Annotated in this window: 21 protein-coding genes; 14 read left to right on the forward strand and 7 right to left on the reverse strand. The window is 67.7% G+C overall.

Translation table 11 applies throughout. The features are described 5' to 3' along the window. The first annotated feature begins 181 nt into the window (after window positions 1-181). On the forward strand, window positions 182-3,223 hold the full coding sequence (locus tag SLQ31_RS09870; RefSeq protein ID WP_413641660.1) for an ATP-binding protein: 3,042 nt from the start codon (window positions 182-184) through the stop codon (window positions 3,221-3,223). Here the strand turns inward: SLQ31_RS09870 and SLQ31_RS09875 are convergent. Next, window positions 3,117-4,397: a PE-PPE domain-containing protein gene (locus tag SLQ31_RS09875; protein ID WP_319431871.1), complete on the reverse strand. Its 1,281-nt coding sequence runs from the start codon at window positions 4,395-4,397 to the stop codon at window positions 3,117-3,119. The two genes, SLQ31_RS09870 and SLQ31_RS09875, sit on opposite strands and share 107 nt — an antisense overlap. An 84-nt stretch (window positions 4,398-4,481) precedes the next feature. Continuing rightward, window positions 4,482-7,112 (reverse strand): FAD/NAD(P)-binding protein, encoded by a 2,631-nt coding sequence (locus tag SLQ31_RS09880; protein ID WP_319432996.1) that lies wholly within the window; start codon window positions 7,110-7,112, stop codon window positions 4,482-4,484. 109 nt (window positions 7,113-7,221) lie between these two features. Between SLQ31_RS09880 and SLQ31_RS09885 the strand changes: the two genes are divergently transcribed. Further along, window positions 7,222-8,091 (forward strand): alpha/beta hydrolase, encoded by an 870-nt coding sequence (locus SLQ31_RS09885; RefSeq protein WP_319432998.1) that lies wholly within the window; start codon window positions 7,222-7,224, stop codon window positions 8,089-8,091. A gap of 73 nt (window positions 8,092-8,164) precedes the next feature. Then, window positions 8,165-8,494: a DUF3349 domain-containing protein gene (locus SLQ31_RS09890; protein ID WP_319431873.1), complete on the forward strand. Its 330-nt coding sequence runs from the start codon at window positions 8,165-8,167 to the stop codon at window positions 8,492-8,494. Window position 8,495: 1 nt separating this feature from the next. Here the strand turns inward: SLQ31_RS09890 and SLQ31_RS09895 are convergent, their stop codons facing one another. The 3 genes from SLQ31_RS09895 to SLQ31_RS09905 form a co-directional block, all read right to left on the reverse strand. Continuing rightward, window positions 8,496-9,548 (reverse strand): NAD(P)-dependent alcohol dehydrogenase, encoded by a 1,053-nt coding sequence (locus tag SLQ31_RS09895; protein WP_319431875.1) that lies wholly within the window; start codon window positions 9,546-9,548, stop codon window positions 8,496-8,498. 130 nt (window positions 9,549-9,678) lie between these two features. Then, window positions 9,679-9,954, reverse strand: a complete 276-nt coding sequence (locus SLQ31_RS09900; RefSeq protein WP_319431877.1) for a YciI family protein — start codon at window positions 9,952-9,954, stop codon at window positions 9,679-9,681. A gap of 22 nt (window positions 9,955-9,976) precedes the next feature. Then, the gene (locus SLQ31_RS09905) at window positions 9,977-11,074 is read right to left on the reverse strand and encodes an iron-siderophore ABC transporter substrate-binding protein (RefSeq protein ID WP_319431879.1); all 1,098 of its coding nucleotides are present in this window, start codon (window positions 11,072-11,074) and stop codon (window positions 9,977-9,979) included. A 163-nt stretch (window positions 11,075-11,237) separates the two neighbouring features. Here SLQ31_RS09905 and ctaD point away from each other — a divergent pair, with 163 nt between their 5' ends. Together ctaD and serB are read left to right on the forward strand one after the other, a co-directional pair. Continuing rightward, window positions 11,238-12,983, forward strand: coding sequence for a cytochrome c oxidase subunit I (gene ctaD, locus SLQ31_RS09910; protein WP_319431880.1), 1,746 nt, complete (start codon window positions 11,238-11,240; stop codon window positions 12,981-12,983). A 31-nt stretch (window positions 12,984-13,014) separates the two neighbouring features. After that, window positions 13,015-14,241 carry a phosphoserine phosphatase SerB gene (serB, locus tag SLQ31_RS09915; RefSeq protein ID WP_319433000.1) on the forward strand — a complete coding sequence of 409 codons (1,227 nt, stop codon included), beginning with the start codon at window positions 13,015-13,017 and terminating at the stop codon, window positions 14,239-14,241. 57 nt (window positions 14,242-14,298) lie between these two features. Here the strand turns inward: serB and SLQ31_RS09920 are convergent, their stop codons facing one another. Then, on the reverse strand, window positions 14,299-15,744 hold the full coding sequence (locus SLQ31_RS09920) for a PLP-dependent aminotransferase family protein (protein WP_319431881.1): 1,446 nt from the start codon (window positions 15,742-15,744) through the stop codon (window positions 14,299-14,301). A 65-nt stretch (window positions 15,745-15,809) separates the two neighbouring features. On the opposite strand from SLQ31_RS09920, the gene SLQ31_RS09925 reads away from it, so the two are divergent. The 8 genes from SLQ31_RS09925 (at window position 15,810) to SLQ31_RS09960 (ending at window position 21,935) form a co-directional block, all read left to right on the forward strand. Further along, a complete protein-coding gene (locus SLQ31_RS09925; protein ID WP_319431883.1) occupies window positions 15,810-15,977 on the forward strand; it encodes a hypothetical protein in 168 nt (55 codons plus the stop codon). Beyond that, the gene (locus SLQ31_RS09930) at window positions 15,974-16,687 is read left to right on the forward strand and encodes a hypothetical protein (RefSeq protein ID WP_319431885.1); all 714 of its coding nucleotides are present in this window, start codon (window positions 15,974-15,976) and stop codon (window positions 16,685-16,687) included. Before SLQ31_RS09925 ends, SLQ31_RS09930 begins: the two co-directional genes overlap by 4 nt. Beyond that, the gene (locus SLQ31_RS09935) at window positions 16,630-17,487 is read left to right on the forward strand and encodes an ABC transporter ATP-binding protein (protein ID WP_319431887.1); all 858 of its coding nucleotides are present in this window, start codon (window positions 16,630-16,632) and stop codon (window positions 17,485-17,487) included. The genes SLQ31_RS09930 and SLQ31_RS09935 overlap by 58 nt, the downstream gene beginning before the upstream one ends. A 47-nt stretch (window positions 17,488-17,534) precedes the next feature. Beyond that, on the forward strand, window positions 17,535-18,308 hold the full coding sequence (locus SLQ31_RS09940; RefSeq protein ID WP_413641941.1) for an NUDIX hydrolase: 774 nt from the start codon (window positions 17,535-17,537) through the stop codon (window positions 18,306-18,308). Between the two features lies 1 nt (window position 18,309). Beyond that, complete coding sequence (locus SLQ31_RS09945; RefSeq protein WP_319431891.1) at window positions 18,310-19,023, forward strand: enoyl-CoA hydratase; 714 nt, start codon at window positions 18,310-18,312, stop codon at window positions 19,021-19,023. Window positions 19,024-19,033: 10 nt separating this feature from the next. Beyond that, the gene (locus tag SLQ31_RS09950) at window positions 19,034-20,002 is read left to right on the forward strand and encodes a class I SAM-dependent methyltransferase (RefSeq protein ID WP_413641665.1); all 969 of its coding nucleotides are present in this window, start codon (window positions 19,034-19,036) and stop codon (window positions 20,000-20,002) included. Beyond that, on the forward strand, window positions 19,960-21,180 hold the full coding sequence (locus tag SLQ31_RS09955; protein ID WP_413641943.1) for a THUMP-like domain-containing protein: 1,221 nt from the start codon (window positions 19,960-19,962) through the stop codon (window positions 21,178-21,180). Before SLQ31_RS09950 ends, SLQ31_RS09955 begins: the two co-directional genes overlap by 43 nt. 62 nt (window positions 21,181-21,242) lie before the next feature. Further along, a complete protein-coding gene (locus SLQ31_RS09960) occupies window positions 21,243-21,935 on the forward strand; it encodes an esterase (protein ID WP_319431893.1) in 693 nt (230 codons plus the stop codon). A gap of 1 nt (window position 21,936) precedes the next feature. Here SLQ31_RS09960 and SLQ31_RS09965 read toward each other — a convergent pair whose 3' ends face one another. Next, entirely contained in the window at window positions 21,937-23,235 is a 1,299-nt protein-coding gene (locus SLQ31_RS09965; RefSeq protein WP_319431895.1) for a PQQ-binding-like beta-propeller repeat protein, read from the reverse strand. A 63-nt stretch (window positions 23,236-23,298) separates the two neighbouring features. On the opposite strand from SLQ31_RS09965, the gene SLQ31_RS09970 reads away from it, so the two are divergent. Then, window positions 23,299-24,045 (forward strand): acyltransferase, encoded by a 747-nt coding sequence (locus SLQ31_RS09970; RefSeq protein WP_319431897.1) that lies wholly within the window; start codon window positions 23,299-23,301, stop codon window positions 24,043-24,045. Window positions 24,046-24,193 lie beyond the last annotated feature (148 nt).

Here is a 24,193-nt window from a genome sequence, read left to right on the forward strand (position 1 = left end):
TGAGCAGCGGTGACACGATGTGTGCGTGGGCGCGTCGGGGGACGGTCGTTTTGCACGGACTGCACCGGCGCTGTCGTGCGGGTCGTGCGGTATCGCGCTGCCGCTGAACTCGAGATTCTGTAACGAGTGCGGTGCGCCGCTCGGACAGGGCAGTCGGCCGTCCGAGTACAAGCAGGTAACGGTGTTGTTCGCCGACGTGGTGCGCTCGATGGACATCGCTGCTTCGGTGGATATGGAGCGCCTGCGCGTGATCATGACCGAGATCCTGGAACGCTCCGCGTCGGTGGTCCATCGCTACGGCGGCACCGTCGAGTACACCGGCGACGGGGTCATGGCCATCTTCGGCGCTCCAGTTGCCTTAGAAGATCACGCCTTTCGGGCCTGCCTTGCGGCCGTAGCCATCCAAGACGAGGCGATCCGGTTGGCGGCCGAGGTGCACCGCGCCGACAAGGTGGCGCTGCAGTTGAGAGTGGGGCTGAACTCGGGACGGGTGATCGCCGGTGAGATCGGTTCGGGGTCACTGGGGTACCGCGCGACCGGTGAGCACGTCGGGATGGCGCAACGGATGGAATCGGCAGCCCCGCCGGGTGGGGTGATGTTGTCGGAGTCGACCGCGGCGCTGGTCGAGCACCGCGTGTTGCTGGGGGCCCCGGAGTGGGTGCACATCAAGGGCTTTGAGCAACCGGTGCCCGCGCGCCGCCTGGAGGGGATCGGTCCGCGGGACAGTCCGGTCGGGCGGGCGGAGGCAAGCCTGGTCGGACGGCGTTCGGAGGTGGCGGCGCTCGACGCCATGGTGGAGCGCGCGATCGGTGGCCACGGAACGGTGGCGAACGTGGTGGGACCGCCGGGCATCGGTAAGAGCCGGGCAGCCCGGGAGGCCGCGGCGTGCGCGACCGCTCACGGATTCGCGGTGTTCTGGACGTTCTGCGAATCCCATGCCGGTGACATTCCGTTCGGGGTGGTGGCTCAGCTGCTACGCGTCCGCACGGGCGTGGCCGACCTCGACAGCCACGCTGCCCGCGCCCGGGTGCGCGAGCAATTTCCCGGGACGGACCCGCAGGATCTGCTGCTGCTCGACGATCTGCTCGGCATTGCCGAACCCGACGCGTCATCGGCCCAGATCGACCCGGACGCCAGACGGCGCCGGCTGACCGGGCTGATCAACAGCGCGTCCCTGGCACGTACCCAGCCGACACTGTTCATCATCGAGGACGTGCACTGGATCGATGCGGTCAGCGAGTCGATGCTGGCCGACTTCCTCAGCGTCATCCCGCAAACCCCGTCGATGGTGTTGATCACATCCCGCCCCGAATACCACGGCGAACTGGCGCGGATTCCCGGCGCTCAGTCCGTAGCTCTTGCCCCACTGGATGATTCGGACACCGCGATACTGCTCGGTGAACTGCTGGGGTCGCATCCCTCGGTCGGTCAGCTCACCGGGATCATCGCCGAGCGCGCCGCGGGGAATCCGTTCTTCGCCGAGGAGATGGTGCGCGAGTTGGCCCAGCGCGGCGTGCTCGCAGGCCGACGTGGCGACTACATCTGCCAGGCGGATATCGCCGAGGTGAGCGTCCCGGCCACCGTGCAGGCAGCCATCGCGGCACGCATCGACCGGCTGAGCGACCCGGCTCGGCGGACGATCAATGCCGCGTCGGTGATCGGGGCCCGCTTCGGAGCTGGGCTGCTGGCCGCGCTCGGCCTTGACCCCACGTTCGACGAGTTGCTGGGCGCCGAGCTGATCGATCAGATGCGGTCCACCCCCAACGTCGAGTATGCGTTCCACCACCCGCTGATCCAGGCCGTGGCCTACGAATCACAGCTGAAATCCGATCGCGCCCAATGGCATCGGCGTCTGGCGGCAGCCATCCAAGACCGTGCGCCGGGCTCGCTGGACGAGAACGCGGCGTTGATCGCCGAACAGCTCGAAGCCGCAGGCGAACTGCGCGCCGCCCACGGCTGGCACATGCGCGCCGGCGCGTGGTCAACCAACCGCGATCTCTCGGCGGCCCGCGTCAGCTGGGAGCGGGCACGCGGTATCGGCGACCGATTACCTGACGATGAAACCGACCAGTTGTCGATGCGTATCGCTCCTCGTGCCATGTTGTGTGCCACCGACTGGCAAGCTCGTGCGGTTCAGGACAGCAGGAGTCGCTTCGCGGAGCTGCGCGAGTTGTGCACTGCGGTAGGCGACAATGCCTCGCTGGCCATCGGGATGACCGCGCTGGCCGCTGACCTCTGCTACGCCGGACGTGCCAGGGAGGCGGCGCAGTTGGCATCCGAACAGATGGCGTTGCTGGAGGCGATCGACGATCCCACCCCGACCATGGGGTTGGCGTTCTTGGCGTTCGTCAACTGGATTGGCGTCGGTGAAGTCGGCGAGATCCTGCGATGGTCGCAGACGATCATCGACCTGGCCGCCGGCGATCCGGGCAAGGGCGCCGGTTTCGGAATGGGCTCACCGCTGGCTATCGCGTTGGCGTGGCGTGGCACCGCTCAGTGGTGGCTGGGCCGTCCCGGGTGGCGCCTCGACCTCCAGGACAGTGTCGAATTGGCCCGACGCAGCAACCCGGAGACTCTCTCGGGTGCCGTTGCCTGGACCTACGGTTTCGCGTTGCAGTACGGGGTGCTTCGAACCAGTGACTATGTGGTGCGCGTAAGCGCGGACGCGGTGCAGACCGCTGAAAGGGCAAGCAGTGATCGGGCATTGGGCTTGGCCGCATACACATTGGCCGTCGGGCTGCTGAATCGAGACGCGGCATCTGACCGCGCCCGCGGGCTTGAGCTGATGATGCGGGCCCGCGAGGTCTGGCTGCGCAAGCGAGCGCTGTTCCTCATCCCGGTCACCGACCTGTGGGCCGCCCGCGAAACGGCCAGACGCGGCGACGTCGACGCGGCGATCGAGTCGGCGCGTCGCGCTGTCACCGAGCTGCGCAATGCGGGAAACTTGTTCTACGGCCTTTGGGGCACGGGCATTTTGGTGGAGACGCTGCTTGAGCGTGGCACCGACACCGACGTGGCGGAAGCGCAAACGGCGATCGAGAGCCTGTCGGACCTGCCCGCGGATTCGCCGATCTGCCAGATCATGCTGCTGAGAATGCGCACCCTGCTGGCCAGAGCTAATGGCGACGAGCTGATATACCGCGACCGCCGTGATCGTTACCGCGCGATGGCGAAATCGCTTGGCTTCGAGGGGCATCTCGCGTTGGCCGAGATGCTGCCTTGACGGCCCGAGTGCTCGGCTTGCCCACCGCATGCGAATCACTAGTCGCAGGGCGCAGTTTCGCTGACGTCGGCGGCGGGCTGATGAGATGCCGGGCGTTGTCGACACCCTCGTCGAACGCTGCGGCCAGATCTGCGGCGAGCTTTCCCGGATTGATCGCCGGGATGAGCCGCGCCGGGGTGGGTTCCCACGGTTTGATGGTGCGGTCGTAGCCCACTTCCACGATCACCCGGAAGAACGGCTCGACCACATCGATCAACCGTTCGGGCACGCCGAGCGTGCGGAGTGGACCGAACAACGGCAGGTCCTGGTTCTCGAAGAAGTAGTAACTGGTGTCGCCGTGGGTGCCCTGATATGCCGGGGACGTCATCGGATTCTCAGGCAGGCTGACGTCGAGGCCGTACATGTGCACGTACACGATGCCCAGCACCGCGTTGAGGTCGGCGATGAGATTCAGTGGATACAACGGGAAATCGCTGAATCCGTCGTACTGCCGGTTGATTTCGACGGTCTTGAACTGGGTATCGGTCGCTGCGGAGCCGTTGAACGTCAGATTGACGAACGGAATGTAGAGGCCCGCGAACCGAGACATCAAGCCGCCGTTGGGGAGATTGGGGTCACCGCCCAGAACGAAGTCGATATCGGGGGGTGTGGTTCCGTCCGGGTACTGCGTGGCGAGGTGCTTCTTGACCACGTTCGCAATGCCCGCGCCCTGCGAGTTGCCGTAGATCACCAGATGGTCATTGTCCTGTGCGGCGATCGCCGCTTCCAGATCGGCCACCCCGACCCGAAGTGATTCGTTGGCGGTCATGTCAAAGAGTCCCGAGAGTTTCCACCACGGCTCGTCCGGCCAGCCCGGGCCGCCGGGACCCCAGATTTCCGGTGGCCCGACCGCGAGGCCGAGGAGGCGGAAGATCCCGGTGATGGGCCAAAACACCATGGGGGCCGTCACCCCGACGGCATCGATGTTCTGGCCCGGATGAGTCGGCGCGATGTACTTGTTCTTGATGGCCTCGATCCAGAACGCGTTAGGTGTCGGGCAGGTGGTCCCGCACAAGATCAGGGCGGTTCTATCGGGCGGTGGCGGGTCCTCGGCGGCCGCCGCCGGGGTCACCGTGACCGTCGCCGCCACGACGGCGATGCCGATCGAAATACCAATGTGCCGTGCGATACCCATCATGTTGCCCCCCGTGTTCTGCTGTGGGCAATCGTCACTCGGCGTGAAGCAGACGAACTCAGTAGTGCACTACCGCACTTGCGGTCAGTTCACGGCGCCGCGGGTCACCTGCGCTGCGGGGGCGGCGCGATGCCGAGACAACAGGCGGCCCGCTTGACCCGGCGCACCGAGTTGGAGCATGGCGGCCAGCGCCGTTTCGAGAATCACTTCCTGCTGAACTCGGCTGCCGCCGATCGAGGGAAGCCCGGGAAGCGATTCGAGGAGATAGTCGAGTGCGGCGCGTGGCTCGCCTTCGGTCAACGCGATCAGGCCTTCGCCGATGAATCGCAGTGTGGTCGCCTGCTCCTCAGTTGCGCCGGGAACGTCGACGGCTCGAATGGCCGCCGGATCGTTCGCGGCTGCCAGGACGAGCAGCGCGTGGAACGCGATGAACGGCGTTTGCGGCGCATACGCAAGTGAACCGGCCTCGGTGAGCAGCGCCATCGGATCAGGTGGGGTGACCCAGTCCGGATGCAGACGCGCTCGCCATGCGAGTGAACCGGCATCAACGAGACAGCGCACGTCCCTCGAGTGCGGCGGCGCGAGGGACGCGGCGTACCGGCGCGCCGCGGCGGCGGCATCGCCCATTGCGAGCTCGTGCAGTGCGGCGTGCCATTGAAAGTGGGGGAGGTAACGCTGTGTGCAGCCGGCGGTGGGGATCCAGTCGGTCAGCCACTTCAAACCGGCTCTGTGCGCATCGGTTTCGTAGTGCACATGCGTAAGGGCATGCGCCGCATTGCCATTGCCCGGATCCAGCTCCAGGGCGGCGTCAGCCAGGTCGGCGGCGTCGTACCAGAGGCCCTGCTCGGTCCGGCCATAGGCCCGTAGACCGAGATACCACGGTGCCTCGCCGTGCACGCTGGTGAATCGCTCGACGTACTGCCAGGCGTCCGGTAATGCGTCGCCGGCGCCTGCGAACGCGATCGACGGTGCGAGCACAAGCAACGCGACGGCGTCGTCCGGTACGCGGTCGAGGTGATCGATGAGCGCCTCGGTGCCCGCTGCATTTCCCTTCTCGCACCACGTCGCGATGGCCTCGACGTGATTGCGGTCGTCGTCGCTGCCGTGGGCGAGCGCCGCCCGTGCCCGGGCGAGATGGCCGGCGACCGCGTCGGGGCCGCCCGCGCGGTCGGGCCGCTCCATGGCGATCATCGCCAGCGCGACATGGGCACGCGCATGGCCGGGATCCTCGGCGACCGCGGCGGCGAACGCGATGGACGCGCCGTCCTGGACGGCGAGCAGACGGCGCACACCCTCGGCGTACGACGCATCCGCACCCGTCGAATCCTGCACCGCGGGTGCCGGATTCGGTCTACGCACCGGATGATCGCGGGTGTCGTCGGCGACCAGCTTGGCGACAGCCGCGGCCTGCGTCCGGATTTCGGGAATCGCGGTGGTCTCCCACTCTTCGCCCTGGCGGATCGAGCCGAGACACACGATGCCGGGGACCGTCGCGCCGGCTTCGTCGACGAGGCGGCCGTCGTCGTCGAGACGCACACCGATGCCGCACGGATGAACCGAAGCGACTCCGGAGGCCAGCAGGTTCGCCCACAACGGGGAGCGCTGCAGGGATCGCCGATCCCATGCGGTTCCGGTGGCGACGACCACCGCGTCGCCGCGCCTGCGCACTGATTGATCGCTGGTCGTGACAACGAGTTCGACGCCGCTGCCGCGCAGCGAGACATCGGCGACTTCGCCTGCCGCGACGGTCAATTGACCGCACTCGATGGCCGCGTCAATCGCATCGGCAATCGTCGGTGGCATGCGGTGGCGCACGATCTCCCACTGCCGCAAGTCTTCCCGCAGGAATCGGCGTTGGTCTTCCCACCCCAACGATCGCCACAGTCGCGATGTGTGCGGCCGTACCGCGTCGATGACTTGTCGCCAATCCAAACCGGTCTCGCGAGCGTGTTCGAGATCCGCACGGAGCGCGGCCCGCAATTCCTCCAGGGTGACCTCGGTGCCGAGCGCATCGAGGTGGGGTAGCGCTGCCGGCGCGCCGGCGTTGCGGAATCGTTGGGGGAGTGCGCCATTGCGCGACAGCAGCGTGACCGTGGCGCCACGCGCGACGAGATGCAGCGCGACGTCGACACCGGTGAGTCCTGAGCCGATCACCAAGACGGTCGCGGGCCTGCGTGCGCCGAGAGCGGCGAGGGCCCCGGGCGCCCATGGATCGACCACCACCTTGCCGTCGGTATCGGCGGCCAGCACCGGAGCGAACGCCCGCTCCAACGAGTCGGGCATACCACCATCGGGGCGTCCCGACGCCAGCACGACGACGTCGGCCGCCAACGTCCTGCCGTCGTTCAGCTTCAGCTGCGTGGATGCGCCCGGTACCACTCCGACAACCTCGGCGGTCTCGATCCGCACGTTGGCTTCGGCGAGTTGCTCGCGCAAATAGCGACCGTAGGCAAGACGCGGCGCGAAGCCGTCGACGGCCGTGACGGCTCGTTCATCGAGCCACCGGCAGAAGTGATCGGGGTCGTCGGGCCACACGGACATCCGCTGGGCGGGAACGTTGAGCAGGTGCGACGGGTCGCTGGTGCCGTAGGCCGCACCGGTGCCCGGACGGCCGGAGGCATCGAGAAGCGTGATCTGTGCGTCCGGTTTGTTTCGTCGCAGATGGATTGCGGCGAGCACACCGGCCGCTCCACCACCCACGATCGTGACTCGCATCACGGTGGGGATGCTATCCCTTGCAGGGGCAACAACGGCTGTGAACTTCGGATGTGGATCGGGACTGCGTACTTGAGTTCGACGCGACATCGCGGATGCTGATTGCGTGATCACACCCGAACCGTTCAGCGCGCTCGGTGTCGACGGCATCCGCATTGCCGCCGATCGGCTCGGCGATCCAGACGCCCCCGCCGCCGTGTTTCTGCATGGCGGCGGGCAGACGCGGCGCTCCTGGGGCCGGGCCGCCGCGGCGGTGGCTGCCCGAGGCTGGCAGGCGATCACCGTCGACCTGCGCGGGCACGGCGAGTCCGACTGGTCAGAAGATGGCGACTACCGGGTGGTCAGCTTCGCCGCTGACGTGCTGGAACTGCTGCGTGAGCTGCCACCGCGGCCAGTCATCGTCGGTGCCTCGCTAGGCGGATTTACCGCCATGCTGCTCGCCGGTGAGCTCGCCCCGGATGCGCTGCGGGCGCTGGTACTGGTCGACATCGTCCCCGATATGGATCCGTCCGGGGCCTCGCGGATTCACCGCTTCATGTACGACCGGATGGAGTCGGGCTTCGAGTCGCTCGACGAGGTGGCCGACATGATTCAGGAGTACAACCCGAACCGGAGCCGGCCCGCGGACCTCGACGGACTTCGCACGAATCTGCGTCAGCGCGACGGCCGGTGGTACTGGCATTGGGATCCCAAGTTCATCGACGGCACCGCGGCCAGCCCGCCCATCGAGGTCACCGAAGTCGAGCGGATCAACGCGGCGGTCGACGCGATCCTGGCCGCCGGCGTCCCGATGCTGCTGGTGCGCGGCCAGATGAGCGACCTCGTCACTCAGGACCGCGCCGACGCGTTCCTGGCACGCTTCCCGCAGATCGAATTCGTCGATGTCGTCGGGGCAGGGCACATGGTCGCCGGGGATCGCAACGACGTCTTCGCCGAGGCTGTGGTGGAGTTCCTGGCCAGGTGCACCGAAGACGGATGAACGCGGCGTGAATCGGCGGCGAACTGTGCGGCCGGTGCTGGCGCAGCCTCGACGCAACCGAGAGACTCTCCTGGTGACCGCTACGTCGCTTCTGAACTCGATTCTCACCTGGCTGCGCGCCGGCTACCCCAACGGTGTTCCCGGTCCCGACCGGGTGCCGCTACTGGCGCTGCTGCGCTCCACGCCACTGACCGAAGACCAGATCAAAGAGGTTGTCGCCAACCTCACGGCGAACGGCTCACCGGCATTGGACGGCGGCATCGACGAGAACGAGATCGCCGAATTCATCAAGGACGTCAGCCACCACGATGCGGGGCCGGAGAACGTCAAGCGCGTCGCAGCCGTGCTGGCCGCGGCCGGGTGGCCGCTGACCGGGGTGTCCGAGGACACCGTCAGCGACTGAGCTACGCGCCGCGCAGCGATGCGGTGTCGATCACGAAGCGGTACCGCACATCGCTGGCCAACACGCGCTCGTAGGCCTCGTTGATGTAGTCGGGCGCGATGACCTCGATCTCGGGTGCCACGCCATGCTCGGCGCAGAAGTCCAGCATCTCCTGGGTTTCCGCGATGCCGCCGATCAGCGAACCTGAAATGCTGCGACGACCGCCGATCAGACCGGCCGCGGGCACGCTCATCGGATGCTCGGGCATGCCGAGCTCGACCAGTGTGCCGTCGAGAGCCAGTGTGCCGAGATAGGCATTGAGATCGAGATTGGCCGACACGGTGTTGAGGATCAGGTCGAATGTGCCTGCCAGCTTCTTGAAGGTGTCCGGGTCACTGGTCGCGTAGTACTCGTCGGCGCCAAGGCGCAGACCGTCTTCCATCTTCTTCAGGGACTGGCTCAGCACGGTGACGTGCGCGCCCATCGCCTTGGCGAGTTTTACGCCGACGTGACCAAGGCCGCCGAGGCCGATGACCGCAATCTTCTTGTCCGGACCGGCATTCCAGTGCCGAAGGGGCGAATACAGGGTGATGCCGGCGCACAGCAGGGGCGCCGCGGCATCCAGGGCGACGCTGTCGGGGATCCGCAGCACATAGTTCTCGTCGACGACGATCGCACCGCTGTAGCCGCCCTGCGTCGGCTCACCGTCGCGGCCGACGCCGTTGTAGGTGCCAACCATGCCCGGGTTGGTGCAGTACTGCTCGAGACCGGCTTTGCAGTTCGAACATTCGCGGCAGGAGTCGACGAAGCACCCAACACCTACTCGGTCGCCCACCTTGTATTTCGTGACCTCGGGCCCGACTTCGGTTACCACACCGGCGATTTCGTGCCCGGGCACCATCGGATACTCGACCGGACCCCACTCGCCGCGCACGGTGTGGATATCGGAGTGACAGATGCCCGCGAAGTGGATGTCGAGCTGGACGTCATGCGGGCCGACGTCGCGGCGGGTGATGGTGGTCTTGGTCAGCGGATCCGTCGCGGAGGTGGCGGCATAGGCGGTAACTGTGCTCATTGGCAGTCCTTGAGTTCGCGTTTTAGGCAGCACTGATTCAGTCAGCGTTTTGGTCATATGTGTGGTGTCGCAACGCTGCGACCAAAAGAAACAACCCAGTGCGGCGGGTGCCTAATCCCGCATGTGAAATTTATAACCCGGCTGCGCGAATTCCGCCGTTGAAGGACGAGCGCTGATAGCTGACCACGCCGGCCAGGGTGTACGGATCGCGCTCGATCATGCCCTCGGCGTCCTCGACGCTGATGTCCGCGGTGATCAGGACGCCGCCGGCACCGGAATCCAGCCGGCCGGCCAGCAGCAGGCGCCCGGCGGCGACCTCGTCGTTCAGCCAGGCCAGATGCGCGGGCCGGGTCTGGTCGACGACGTCGAGCGGCTTTTCGTAGGTGATCGTCAGCACATGGAACACGTGGCGAAGGTTACCTGCCGGGTCAGTTGATCGGGGCGTTGAGCCAGCGCAGGTCGTCGAGAATGCCGCGCGCGGCGACCACACCTTGGCCGGTCTGCCAGACCTCGTTGTTGACGACGAACACCCGGTTGTCGCGGTTGACCGACAGCTTGCGCCACGCCGGACTCTCCAGGACAGCCGGTGCGCGATCCTTGGCCGACTGCGACGCGAACGACAGATACAGGATGTCGCCGTCGGCGGGGGAGAGGTCCGGCGAGCGGTCCAGATCGGCATCGGAGATCCCGATCTCGATGTACGGCTTGTCGGTAAACCGTTGTGCAGCAGGGCGATCCACGCCGACGGCGGCGAACACCGAGGCCGGGAAGTTCTCCGCGCCGTACACCCGGATCGTGGTGTCGGTGAGCTGGACGATGGAGGCCTGGAAGTGCGGGGCGTCGTTCGCGATGCCCTTCTGCTTGGCCTGCTCGATGAAATCACCGACCAGCTCACCAGCGGCGTCGGCCCGGCCGGTCGCCGCACCCATCGTCCGCAGGTTGTCCTGCCACTTGGCGCCGGGTGCGTCGGTGAACACGGTCGGGGCGATGGCCGCCAGCGCCGGGTAGGACTGCGGCGTCAGCGCCTGCGAGCCGAGGATGAGGTCGGGTTTGGCGGCGGCGATCGCGGCCAGGTCGGGTGCGCTGCGGGTCCCGGCGCCGGGCACGTTGTGGATGACGGTGCCCAGATACGACGGCTGGCCGGCCGATCCGTCGGGCAGTGCGGCGGCCACGATCCGCGACTGCAGACCCAGCGCGCACAGTGCATCGAGCTCGTCGCCGGCCAGCACCACGATCCGCTGCGGATCGGCCACCACCGTGGTCTCCCCGGCGGCGTGCCGGATCGGTGCCGGGGGCGCCGGGTCGAGCGGGGCCGGCTCGGGTGCACACGATTCGTCGGGACGGCGCTGATTGCCCAGCACACCGGCACCCGCGATCTTGGTGGTGCTCGTAACGAGGCTGCCCGCCGCCGACGGGGCCGGATTCTTGGCCGAACCTGAGCATCCGCTGGCGACCGTCATGGCGACCGCTGTGAGCACCGCTCCGGCCGCCATCACGACACCCGAACGCTTACCGCGGATCAGCACGACGCCGACGGTAACATCCGACCGCCAGAGGGCCGCTGAGCTGCGGGGCAGGGTGTTGCGAGATCGAATACGACAGAATGTAGGACCCACAGCCCATTGGCGGCGATGGACGGCTAGGATCAACTACACGTTCTCGGGTGCGCTAACTGATTTTGGAGGACCGTTGACTGCCGTTGTGCCTTCGCGGGGAGAACTCGAGGCCACTCGGCCCATGCCTGCACGGATGGGCCCCAAGGGCAATCTGATCTACAAGCTGGTGACCACGACCGATCACAAGTTGATCGGCATCATGTACTGCGTCGCCTGCTTCATCTTCTTCTTCCTCGGTGGCTTGATGGCGCTGTTCATCCGCGCCGAGCTGGCCGTGCCGGGTCTGCAGTTCCTGTCTAACGAGCAGTACAACCAGCTGTTCACCATGCACGGCACGGCGATGCTGCTGTTCTACGCGACGCCGATCGTGTTCGGGTTCGCCAACCTGGTGCTGCCGCTGCAGATCGGTGCTCCCGACGTTGCCTTCCCGCGGCTGAACGCGCTGTCGTTCTGGCTGTTCGTCTTCGGCGCCATGATCGCGCTGGCCGGCTTCATCACCCCCGGCGGTGCCGCCGACTTCGGCTGGACGGCCTACACCCCGCTGTCCGACGCCATGCACAGCCCCGGCGCCGGTGGTGACCTGTGGATCCTCGGCCTGGCCGTCGGTGGTCTTGGCACCATCCTCGGTGGCGTCAACATGATCACCACCGTGGTCTGCATGCGCGCCCCCGGCATGACCATGTTCCGGATGCCGATCTTCACCTGGAACATCTTCGTCACGTCGATCCTGGTGCTGGTCGCCTTCCCGCTGCTGACCGCCGCGCTGTTCGGCCTGGCCGCTGACCGCCACCTCGGTGCGCACATCTACGACCCCGCCAACGGCGGAACCATGCTCTTCCAGCACTTGTTCTGGTTCTTCGGGCACCCCGAGGTGTACATCATCGCGCTGCCGTTCTTCGGCATCGTCTCGGAGATCTTCCCGGTCTTCTCCCGTAAGCCGATCTTCGGCTACACCACCTTGATCTACGCCACGATCAGCATCGCGGCGCTGTCGGTGGCGGTGTGGGCGCACCACATGTACGTCACGGGCGCGGTGCTGCTGCCGTTCTTCAGCTTCATGACGTTCCTGATCGCCGTGCCTACCGGCATCAAGTTCTTCAACTGGATCGGCACGATGTGGAAGGGCCGGCTGACATTCGAGACGCCGATGGCGTTCTCCATCGGCTTCCTGGTGACGTTCCTGCTGGGTGGTCTGTCCGGCGTGCTGCTGGCCAGCCCGCCCATCGACTTCCACGTCAGCGACAGCTACTTCGTGATCGCGCACTTCCACTACGTGCTGTTCGGCACCATCGTGTTTGCGACCTACGCCGGGATCTACTTCTGGTTCCCGAAGATGACCGGCCGCCTGCTCGACGAGCGGCTGGGCAAGCTGCACTTCTGGCTGACCTTCATCGGCTTCCACACCACGTTCCTGGTCCAGCACTGGCTGGGTGACGAGGGCATGCCGCGCCGCTACGCCGACTACCTGCCGTCGGACGGCTTCGAGACGCTGAACATCGTGTCGACGATCGGCGCGTTCATCCTCGGTGTCTCGGTGCTGCCGTTCGTCTGGAACGTCTTCAAGAGCTGGCGCTACGGCGAGGTCGTCACCGTCGACGATCCGTGGGGCTACGGCAACTCGCTGGAGTGGGCGACCTCGTGCCCGCCGCCGCGGCACAACTTCACCGAACTGCCCCGGATCCGTTCGGAGCGGCCCGCTTTCGAGCTGCACTACCCGCATATGATCGAGCGGATGCGTGCGGAGGCTCACGTCGGTCGTGCGCACGGTCCCAATGACGGTGACGTGACACGGTTGGACGACGAGAGCGTCCGTACCTAGCCCTGGAATACGCGGCTATCCCGGTATGAGCATGTCCAAGGTGTCGGTGCTGATCACCGTCACCGGTGTCGATCAGCCTGGGGTCACCTCAGCGCTCTTTGCAGTGCTGGCCCGCCACGATGTCGATCTGCTCAACGTCGAGCAGGTGGTGATCCGGGGGCGCCTGACCCTGGGGGTGCTGGTCTCCGGCCGCGATGAGGTGGCTGACGGCAGCCAACTGCGTGAGGACGTCACCGACGCCATCAACCGGGTGGGGCTCGATGTCACGATCGCGCGCAGCGACGACATGCCGATCATCCGCGAACCGTCCACCCACACCATCGTGGTGCTCGGCCGGCCGATCACGGCGGCGGCGTTCGGGGTGGTCGCCCGTGGGTTCGCCGCACTCGGAGTCAACATCGACTTCATTCGCGGTGTCTCCGACTACCCGGTGACGGGGCTGGAGCTGCGCGTGTCGGTGCCCGCCGGTGTCGGCGGTGAGCTGCAGACGGTATTGGCCCGCGTGGCCGCCGAGCAGGGTCTGGACATCGCCGTCGAGAACTACAGCCTGGAACGTCGGGCCAAGCGGCTCATCGTATTCGACGTCGACTCGACCCTGATCCAAGGCGAGGTCATCGAGATGCTGGCCGCTCATGCCGGTGCCGGCGAGGCTGTCGCCGCGATCACCGAGGCGGCCATGCGCGGTGAGCTGGACTTCGCCGAGTCGCTGCATCGCCGGGTCGCCACGCTGGCCGGCCTGCCGGCGGAGGTGCTCGACGAGGTGGCCGATCAGATCGAGCTCACCCCCGGCGCGCGCACCACGATTCGCACGTTGCGCCGCTTGGGTTTTCACTGCGGCGTCGTGTCCGGTGGTTTCCGGCAGGTCATCGATCCACTGGCGCATGAATTGATGCTGGATTTCGTGGCCGCCAACGAACTGGAGATCGTCGACGGCAAGCTGACCGGCCGGGTTGTCGGCGAGGTCGTCGACCGGGCCGGTAAAGCCAAGGCGCTGCGTGACTTTGCGCGCCAAGCCGGGGTGCCGATGGAGCAGACCGTCGCGGTCGGAGACGGCGCCAACGACATCGACATGCTGGCCGCCGCCGGCCTCGGCGTGGCGTTCAACGCCAAGCCCGCCCTGCGCGAGGTCGCCGATGCCTCGCTGAGCTACCCCTACCTGGACACCGTGTTGTTCATCCTGGGCATCACCCGCGCCGAGATCGAGGCGGCCGATTCCGTCGACGGCATGCTGCGCCGGGTGGAGATCCCGCCGGAGTAGGTTCAGCGATTTCGGCGCGGAAACCGCCGCTGAGCGAACGTTTGCGCGCCGAAATCGCTAGATCACGACGGCTCTGGCCTCGGGCGCGGTCGATCCGGTGATGCTGCGCCACGCGTGGCCGAGCAGCTCGATCGCGTGAGTCAGCTCATCTTCGGGCAGCGCGAACGGAATTCGGACGAATCGCTCCAGGGTGCCGTCGACCCCGAACCGCGGGCCGGGCGGCAACTCGACACCCAGGCGGGACGCTGATGCGCACATCGCCGAACTCACCGGTGCCGGCAGTTGCACCCACATCGACATCCCGCCCGTGCCGGGCAGCGGGCGCCAGTCGGGCAGATGCTCGTCGATCAGGTCGAGCAGCAACGCACGGCGGCCGCGCAGGATCTCCCGGCGTTCGGGCAACACGTCGTCGGCCCGTTCGGTGAGAAGCCATGCCGCAGCGAGCTGTTCGATCACCGACGTGCCCAGGTCGATGGACGGCCGGACGGCCCGGATGGTCGCCAGCACGTTCGGCTCTGCCCGGATCCAGCCGATCCGCATTCCGCCCCAGAACGATTTCGACATCGAGCCGATCGTGATCACGAGGTCGGTGCGCGAGCTCATCGACGCCGCCACCGGAGGGGGCACCGGCTCGTCGAGCCAGATGTCGGTCAAGGTCTCGTCGATCACTGTGCGAGTGCGGGTCTCGGTGATGATGTCGGATAATCGCTTGCGGTCGGCAGCCGGCATCGAGAAACCTGTTGGATTGTGGTTATCAGGCACCAGGTAGGCCAGGGTCGGGGCGAGTTGGCGCACTGCGGCGTGCAGAGCGTCGAGTTCCCAGCCGTCGGCGGTCATCGCGACAGGCACCGGCCGGGCCCCGGCGGTCGCGATCGCAGTGAGCACGCCGTGATAGGTGGGTTGCTCGACAAGCACTCGATCGCCGGGCTGCACATAGGTCGTCAGGATCAACGCGATCGCGTGCTGCGCGCCGCTGGTCACCATGATTTGGTCGGCGGTGGTGGGAAGCCCTCTGGCGCAATAGCGTTCGGCGATCGCGTTACGAAAGGCCAGCACCCCGTGCATGTCATGACCGGTGTGCTGCAGATAGGAAGCGGACTGCCGGGCCGCCTCGGTGAACGCCTCCTGGACCGCGCTGGCCGGTGCGGCCAGCGCCGCGGCGGCCAGATTGATGACGGCCGGCGCGTCGTCGGGTGCGACCACGGGTGTGCGGGGGAGCGCGATCGTGCTGCGCGCGCCGCGGCGGGCATGCAGGTAGCCGCTGTCGCCCAATTCGGCATAGGCGGCGGTGATCGTGGTGCGCGAGACCCGCAGCGTGTCGGCCAGCGCGCGCTCGCTGGGCAGGCGCGACCCGACCGGAAGCCGGCCGTCGACGATCAGCATCCGCAGACCGTCGGCCAGCGCCTGGTAAGTGGGTCCACTGCGGCTGGAGGTACGCCAGTTGCCCAATTCGCGAGCCAAAAGGTCCGGATCGAGCGTTCTAGCCGCCATAGTTGTCGCCATTTGCATGCCAGTATGTGCCAACTGGCTATTGATCTGCAAGCCAGTCGCTCGGGAACATGGTTGTCATGAGTACCTGGTTCTCTCGAGTGGCCGACCGGTTGGCGGCCTTGCTCGACGCCCATCACGGCCCGTGGAATCCGACGACGTCCGGGTGGGATGACGTCGACGCCGACGCGCGCCGGCTGCGCGGTGACCTGGACGCCCTGCGCGTCCGGTTCTCCGACCACCGGTGAGGCCGGCGCTGCGCGGGTTCGCGCTGCTGGTCGGACTCGCCTGCTACGGCTTCTCGATGGCGATGATGGTGCGCGCCGGCCTCGGCCTTGACCCGTGGGACGTGTTCCACCAGGGTCTGACCCGGCACACACCGATGAGCCTCGGAGTGGCCTCGGCCGTCGTCGGGGTCGTCGTGCTGCTGGCCTGGATCCCGTTGCGGAACAAGCCCGGCATCGGCACGGTCGCCAACGTCATCGTCATCGCGATCACCGTCGACGCCGGACTGGCCGTGCTGGCCGCCCCCGAATCGATGCCGGCCCGCATCGCCATGATGCTCGCGGCGGTCGCCCTCAACGCCGTGGCCACCGTGTTGTACGTGGGGGCTGGCCTGGGCCCCGGTCCCCGCGACGGGCTGATGACGGGACTGGTTGCGCGGACCGGTCTTTCGGTACGGCTGGTGCGCACCGCGATCGAGGCTACCGTGCTGACCGCCGGTTGGTTGCTCGGCGGGAGCCTCGGCGTCGGCACCGTTATCTACGCGTTCGGGATCGGACCCATGGTGCAGCTGGTGCTGCGGTTGACCCCCAAGCCGATCCTGGCCGTCAGCGGCTGGGCACACATCCTCGGACACGCCCGAAACGGCAGCGACCCCAGAAGTACGGACCGCGACGAATGCGGCACGATGGTGCAGTGCCCGACGCCGCAGACGAGGTCGACCCCGACCTGCTGATCGACTTCCGGAAAGTCTCGCTGCGCCGTGGGGGACAGGTCCTGGTCGGACCCATCACCTGGCAGGTCGAACTCGACGAACGCTGGGTGCTGATCGGTCCCAACGGTGCAGGCAAGACCTCGCTGCTGCGCATCGCGGCCGCCATGGAGCACCCGTCATCCGGCACCGCCCACGTGCTCGGCGAGCGGCTGGGCCGTACCGACATGGCCGAATTGCGGGCGCGGGTCGGGCTGAGCAGCTCGGCTCTCTCGCAGCGGGTGCCCGACGGCGAGGTGGTCCGCGATCTCGTGGTCTCGGCCGGCTACGCCGTGCTGGGCCGCTGGCGGGAGACCTACGAGGACGTCGACTACGCCCGCGCCCTCGACACCCTGGAAAGCGTCGGCGCTGAACACCTGGCCGAACGCACGTACGGCACCCTCTCGGAAGGCGAACGCAAGCGGGTGCTCATCGCCCGCTCACTGATGACCGATCCCGAACTGCTGCTGCTCGACGAACCCGCGGCCGGCCTCGACCTCGGCGGCCGTGAGGAGCTCGTGGCCCGCCTGGGCGATCTGGCCGCTGACGCCGATGCGCCGGCGATGGTGCTGGTCACCCACCACGTCGAGGAGATCCCGCCCGGCTTCAGTCACGCTCTGATCCTGTCCGAAGGCCAGGTGGTGGCCGCCGGGCTGCTGCATGACACCCTGACAGCGGAGAACCTGTCCACGGCGTTCGGGCAATCGATCGCGCTGGACACTATCGACGGCCGCTACTTCGCCAGGCGCGTGCGCAGTCGCGCGGCCCACAGGAGGCGCTTGTGAGCGACGACAAACCCGAACCGCTGCCGATCCGTCCGGCGGCCACGGTCATGTTGATCCGGGACACCCCCGCTGGGATCTCGGTGTTTTTGATGCGCCGCCACCGCGCGATGGAGTTCGCCGGCGGCGTGATGGTGTTTCCCGGCGGCGGGGTCGACGACCGTGACCGCAACTCCGATATCGCCTGGTATGGCCCCGGACCGGACTGGTGGGCCGAGCGGTTCGGCATCGAGGAGGACCTCGCCGAAGCGCTGGTGTGCGCGGCCGCCCGCGAGACGTTCGAGGAGTCCGGCGTGCTGTTCGCCGGACCGGCCGACGACCCCGACGGGATCGTCGCCGACGCGTCGGTCTACGGCGACGTGCGCGCGTCCCTGGTCGACCGCAGCCTGTCGTTCTCCGAATTCCTGCAGCGGGAAAACCTGGTGCTGCGGGCCGATCTGTTGCGGCCGTGGGCCAACTGGGTGACCCCCGAAGAGGAGCGCACCCGCCGCTACGACACCTACTTCTTCGTCGGTGCACTCCCGGACGGCCAGCGCGCCGACGGCCACAACAGCGAATCCGAGCAGGCCGCGTGGACCAGCCCCGAAGAGGCGCTCGAAGACTTCGCCGAGGCGCGGAGTTTCCTGTTGCCGCCGACCTGGACGCAGCTGGACTCGCTGGCCGGGCGGACGGTCGGCGAGGTGCTGGACCTGGACCGTCAGATCGTGGCCGTGCAGCCCAATCTTGCTGTCCGAGAAGGCAATTGGGAGATCGAGTTCTTCAACAGCGACCGCTACAACGAGGCCCGTAATCGCCGGGCGCCGCAGGGTTACGGCGGGGACTGACATGCGGGAGTTCGTCAGCATCCACGTCGGCGAGCAGTACCCCGGCGTCGGGGTGCTGCTGGTGTCACGGCCGCCGACCAACGCCCTGACCCGGCAGACCTACCGGGAGCTGATCTCAGCGGCGGCCGAGCTGGCCGAGCGCGCCGACATCACCACGGTCGTCCTGTTCGGCGGCCACGAGATCTTCTCCGTCGGCGACGACGTCCCCGAACTGCGCACCCTGAACCGCGCCGAAGCCGAGGCCGCCGACCTGCTGCGCCGCGAGGCGATCGACGCGGTCGCGTCGATTCCCAAGCCGACGGTCGCCGCCATCACCGGCTACGCCCTCGGCACAGGGCTGAGCCTGGCGCTGGCCGCCGACTGGCGGGTCAGCGGCGACAACGTGAAGCTGGGCGCCACCGAGATCCTGGCGGGCCTGGTTCCCGGCGGTGGCGGGGCGCAGCGACTGGCCCGCGCGGTCGGGTCGGCGCGCGCCAAGGACCTGGCGTTCAGCGGCCGGTTCGTCGACGCCAAGGAGGCGTTGGTGCACGGCCTGATCGACGAGATGGTGGCCCCCGACCACGTCTTCGACGCGGCCGCGGCGTGGGCGGGCCGTCTGGTGGACGCGGCACCGAGTGCGCTGGCCGGTGCCAAGGCGCTGATCGACGGCGGGCTCGATGCCGGTGAGCAGGCGCAACGCTACGGCGAGGTCTTCGCCGCGGGCGATAGCAGTTAGGCTGCCCTGCATGAATTCGATCGATCCGGCGCCACAACCACACGCCACCGCGGAGCAGGTGGAAGCGGCGTTGAAGGACAGCAAGCTGGCCCAGATTCTGTATCACGACTGGGAAGCCGAGAGCTACGACGACAAGTGGTCGATCTCGTACGACAAACGCTGCGTCGACTACGCCCGCAACCTGTTCGACGCCACCGTGCCGCCCGAGGAACTGCGTGAGCTGCCCTACGACCGGGCGCTGGAGCTGGGCTGCGGTAGCGGCTTCTTCCTGCTCAACCTCATCCAGGCCGGGGTGGCCCGGCGCGGCTCGGTGACCGACCTGTCGCCCGGCATGGTCAAGGTCGCCACCCGCAACGGTGAGAACCTGGGTCTGGACATCGACGGCCGGGTCGCCGACGCCGAAGGCGTCCCCTACGAGGACGACACCTTCGACCTGGTTGTCGGTCACGCCGTCCTGCACCACATTCCGGATGTCGAGAAGTCGCTGCGCGAGGTGGTCCGGGTGCTCAAGCCCGGTGGCCGGTTCGTGTTCGCCGGCGAACCCACCAGCGTGGGCAACACCTACGCACGGTCGCTGTCGACGCTGACCTGGCGGGTCGCCACCAACGCCACCAAGCTGCCCGGCCTGGATGGCTGGCGACGACCCCAGGCCGAACTCGACGAATCGTCTCGTGCGGCGGCACTGGAAGCGGTCGTCGACCTGCACACCTTCGATCCCGACGACCTCGAGCGGATGGCCCGCAGCGCCGGAGCCGTCGACGTGTCGACAGCGACGACGGAGTTCACCGCCGCGATGCTGGGCTGGCCGCTGCGCACCTTCGAGGCCGCGGTTCCGCCGGGCAAGCTGGGCTGGGGCTGGGCGAAGTTCGCGTTCAACAGCTGGATCGGCCTGAGCTGGGTCGACGACAACGTCTGGCGCCGGGTGGTGCCCAAGGGCTGGTACTACAACGTGATGATCACCGGGGTCAAACCGTCCTGACCTTCGGGCGCGACGACGTCTCCTACCTCACCAGCGATGCCGGTACCGCGGCGCTCGCTGAGGTGGCCCACTATCCGCTGACCGACGCCAGCCTCCTGGCCGACGTCGCCGCCATCCGCGACCGGTTCGCCGGGCGCAGCACGGCCCTGATCGAAACCACCCTGCTGCGGCGCAAGGCCGCCACCAAACTCGGTGAGCTGGGTGACGTGTCCGCGTGGCTGTTCACCGATGACGCCCTGCAGCAGGCCACCGCGGCGCCGGTGGCCCGGCACCGGGCCGCCCGGCTGGCCGGCGCGGTGGTGCACGACGCGACCTGCTCGATCGGCACCGAGCTGGCCGCCCTGCGCTCGACCGCGGCCGTGGTCATCGGCAGCGATATCGACGAGGTCCGGCTCGCCATGGCCAGCCACAACGTGCCCGACGTGGCGCTGTGCCGCGCCGACGCGCTGCACCCGGTCAGCCGCGACGCGGTGGTGCTGCTCGACCCGGCCCGCCGATCGGGCGGGCGGCGCCGCTTCGACCCGCGCGACTACGTCCCACCCCTTGACGGGTTACTCGAGGCCTATCGCGGGCGGGCCACCGTGGTGAAATGCGCGCCGGGAATCGATTTCGATGCCGTTCGCGAATTGGGCTTCGATGGCGAGATCGAGGTGACCTCGGCCGGCGGCTCGGTGCGGGAGGCCTGCCTGTGGTCGGCGGAGCTGGCCGCACCGGGGGTGCGCCGCCGCGCCTGCGTCCTGGACCGCGACGAGGTCGTCACCGACGCCGACCCCGACGACTGCGCGGCCGGCCCTGCCGGACGGTGGATCGTGGACCCCGACGGCGCGATCGTGCGCGCGGGGCTGGTCCGGCATTACGCCGCGCGGCACGGGCTGTGGCAGCTCGACCCCGATATCGCCTACCTCAGTGGCGATCACGTGCCGGCCGGGGTCCGCGGGTTCGAAGTGCTCGAGGAGCTCCCGCTGCGGGAAAAGGTGTTGCGGCAAGCGCTCTCGCGGCACGACTGCGGGCAGCTGGAGATCCTGGTGCGCGGAGTCGACGTCGACCCCGACGCGCTGCGGCGGCGGCTGCGCCCCGCGGGGCATACATCGATCTCGCTGGTGATCACCCGGATCGGCTCGGGCGCAGGCGAACGCACTTGTGTGTTCCTCTGCAGACCCGCCGCCGCAGTGCGTTAGCCGCGGGTACGCTGGCGGCGACGGCGCCGGTGCCGTCTTCACAGCGCGAGGACGATCGACGAATGCGCATTCTCACCCTGACCGCAGTGCTGGCAGCGAGCGTGCTGCTGGGCGAGCACACCATCGCGGTTGCCGGCGCGCAGACCGACTGCGTGACGCTGGGTGGCGCCGTCGAGGCTGACAACATCTGCCACGTGCACAGCAGCGCAGCCAGCTACACGATGGACTTGCGTTTCCCCACCAACTACGCCGACGAGCAGGCCGTCATCGACTACGTGACACAGAACCGCGATGGGTTCACCAACGTCGCGCAGATGCCGGCCTCGCGCGCCATGCCGTACGAAATGGACGTCACCACACAGTCATTCACCTCAGGGCCGCCGCCAGGCGCCACCCAGAGTGTGGTGCTCAAACTGTTCCAGGACATCGGTGGCGCGCACCCGACGACCTGGTACAAGACGTTCACCTACGATGTGGCGCAACGCAAACCGGTCACCTTCGACACCCTCTTCGCGCCGGAGGCGAAGGCCGTCAACGCGATATTCCCTATCGTGCAACGCGATCTCGAGCGCCAGACCGGTCTGACCGGCGTCATCGCCACCAGCGACGGGCTCGATCCGTCGCACTATCAGAACTTCGCCGTCACCGACGACGCGGTGATCTTCTTCTTCAGCCAAGGGGAACTGCTCCCATCGGATGCGGGCGCTACATCGTCCTCGGTGCCGCGCGCTGCGCTGCCGCCGCTGCAACTGTGAGCTACTGAGGGTCGAAGCCGTACAGCTGGCCCGCGCTGGTCGCCACCACCACCCGGCGATCCAGACCCACCGACACCCCCACCGGGAAGCCGTCGGCCTCCGGGAGCGGATAGCTGTTGAGAGTGCGCCCGTTAGCCGGATCGAACGCCAGCAGCGCCAGGCCCGACGGCGGGTTGGCGACCACCGCGTACGCCACCGGACCGGCCTGGCTCGACGAGCTCAGTGGTGTGACGTCGTCGCGGCGCCAGGCCAGGTCGGCGTGGTTGCCGGCGTCCTTGAGGGCGACAAGGTGGGTGTTCGGCCCGCCGCCGACGACGATCAGTCCATCCGGTGACACCGACGGCGGGGTCTGGGGCAAAAAGTCAAGCGGCGCAGACCATTTCACCTTGCCATCGGAGGTGTTCAGCGCCCACAGCTTTTGGTCGCGTCCGGTGACGTAGACGGTGGCGCCGTCGGCAGAGGACACCGGCGCCGCCAACACCCCGGCGGCAATGGCCTCGGTGGTCCACTCCCGAGTGAGCTGTGGGGTCTGGCCGGGGTGGTACTGCAGGCCGACGAGCGTCGATGCCTTGGCGCCCGGCTGCCACAGGCTCACCACGATCGTGTGGGTGGCCGCGGCGTACGCCGGCGGCGCCGACACCGGGCACTGCGGCAGCGCGTTGGCGCAGTCGGCCAGCCCGCGGGTGGAATCGGTCGGGTCGAGCCCGTCGACGAGATCGAGCGGGGTGCCGGTCACGTCGCCGCGGTGCGAGTCGAAGACCAGCACCTGCCCCAGATGGGTGACCACCAAGAGTTGCCCGCCGCCGAGAAACCTTGCGGTGGTGGGCATTCCGATGACGTTTTGGCGCCAGCGGATCCACTGCGTTGGCGGGTAGGCCTGCATTGCGCCGGGCTGGCCGATGAACAGGTTGTCGAACTGGTCGAACAGCGGGCTGGCGAATCCGCCGCCGAGTACCTGGCGGATGCACCAGCGTTGCCGACCGTTGTTGTCGTTCTCCCACACCATCAGCGAGCATCCGCCTGCGGTCTGACCGTTCACCGCGAGGTAGCCGATGTCGCCCAATGCGGCTCCGGCGCCGAGTTCACCCTTGACCGACCGGCTCCACTTCAGCCGCAGCGCCGAGGCGCCGCCGGTGGCGGTGTAGCTGCTATTGGCGGCATCGCCGTATTGGGCGGACCAGCCGTGGGCCGCGGTGGAGTCGACCCAGGAGTCGGTGTTGCCGCATCCGGCCAAGCCGGTCACGACCAGCGCGGCCGACGCCGACGCCAGCAATCGCCGCAGCACCCGTGTCCTTCCCATCGCGCAACCAGACAGTACAGGCGAGGGTAACTCGTGGCGCTGCTGGCGTTAGGCTCTCAGCCCATGACGTCGATGTGGGGTTCGCCGATCCACAAGCGGTGGGTGGGCTCCCGCCTGCGTGATCCGCGCCAGGCCAAGTTCCTGACCAAGGACTCGCTGCGCTGGGTCATCGCCAATAAGGCGTATACGCCCTGGTACCTGGTGCGCTACTGGCGACTGCTGAAGTTCAAGCTGGCCAACCCGCACGTCATCACCCGCGGCATGGTGTTCCTCGGCAAGAACGTCGAGATCCACGCCACCCCGGAACTGGCGCAGCTGGAGATCGGCCGCTGGGTACATATCGGCGACAAGAACACCATCCGCGCCCATGAAGGCTCGCTGCGGTTCGGCGACAAGGTGGTGCTGGGCCGCGACAACGTCATCAACTGCTACCTCGACATCGAGCTGGGTGACTCGGCGCTGATGGCCGACTGGTGCTACGTCTGCGACTTCGACCACAAGATGGACAACATCGAGCTGCCGATCAAGGACCAGGGCATCGTCAAGGGCCCGGTGCGCATCGGCCCGGATACGTGGATCGCGGCCAAGGTGACCGTGCTGCGGGGCACCACGATTGGGCGCGGTTGCGTCCTCGGGGCGCACGCCGTGGTCAAGGGCGACATCCCGGATTACTCCATCGCCGTCGGCTCGCCGGCCAAAGTGGTCAAGAACCGCAAACTGGCCTGGGACACCTCCGCCGCGCAGCGCGCCGAGCTGGCCGCGGCGCTGGCGGACATCGAGCGCAAAAAAGCCTCTCGTCTCGAGGCTTAGCAGCCGGCGCTACCAGTCGATAGCGAACGACTCGGCCAGCACCGCCCGGCCGGCGGCAGTCACCGTCACCGCGCGATTGCGCGGACTGCGGGCCAGCCAGTCCGCAGAGATGAACCGGTCCAGCAGCCCACGGCCGAGGCCGCCGGCG

This window comes from Mycobacterium sp. RTGN5 (assembly GCF_033804465.1).
Lineage (GTDB): Bacteria > Actinomycetota > Actinomycetes > Mycobacteriales > Mycobacteriaceae > Mycobacterium.

Excerpts from the sequence above, each read along its gene's own strand:
- SLQ31_RS09875 (WP_319431871.1), bottom strand. The coding sequence starts at position 4,397 with ATGGGTATCGCACGGCACATTGGTATTTCGATCGGCATCGCCGTCGTG.
- SLQ31_RS09880 (WP_319432996.1), bottom strand. The coding sequence starts at position 7,112 with ATGCGAGTCACGATCGTGGGTGGTGGAGCGGCCGGTGTGCTCGCCGCA.
- SLQ31_RS09895 (WP_319431875.1), bottom strand. The coding sequence starts at position 9,548 with ATGAGCACAGTTACCGCCTATGCCGCCACCTCCGCGACGGATCCGCTG.
- serB (WP_319433000.1), top strand. The coding sequence starts at position 13,015 with ATGTCCAAGGTGTCGGTGCTGATCACCGTCACCGGTGTCGATCAGCCT.
- SLQ31_RS09920 (WP_319431881.1), bottom strand. The coding sequence starts at position 15,744 with ATGGCGACAACTATGGCGGCTAGAACGCTCGATCCGGACCTTTTGGCT.
- SLQ31_RS09925 (WP_319431883.1), top strand. The coding sequence starts at position 15,810 with ATGAGTACCTGGTTCTCTCGAGTGGCCGACCGGTTGGCGGCCTTGCTC.
- SLQ31_RS09935 (WP_319431887.1), top strand. The coding sequence starts at position 16,630 with ATGCGGCACGATGGTGCAGTGCCCGACGCCGCAGACGAGGTCGACCCC.
- SLQ31_RS09940 (WP_413641941.1), top strand. The coding sequence starts at position 17,535 with ATGTTGATCCGGGACACCCCCGCTGGGATCTCGGTGTTTTTGATGCGC.
- SLQ31_RS09945 (WP_319431891.1), top strand. The coding sequence starts at position 18,310 with ATGCGGGAGTTCGTCAGCATCCACGTCGGCGAGCAGTACCCCGGCGTC.
- SLQ31_RS09950 (WP_413641665.1), top strand. The coding sequence starts at position 19,034 with ATGAATTCGATCGATCCGGCGCCACAACCACACGCCACCGCGGAGCAG.
- SLQ31_RS09960 (WP_319431893.1), top strand. The coding sequence starts at position 21,243 with ATGCGCATTCTCACCCTGACCGCAGTGCTGGCAGCGAGCGTGCTGCTG.
- SLQ31_RS09965 (WP_319431895.1), bottom strand. The coding sequence starts at position 23,235 with ATGGGAAGGACACGGGTGCTGCGGCGATTGCTGGCGTCGGCGTCGGCC.
- SLQ31_RS09970 (WP_319431897.1), top strand. The coding sequence starts at position 23,299 with ATGACGTCGATGTGGGGTTCGCCGATCCACAAGCGGTGGGTGGGCTCC.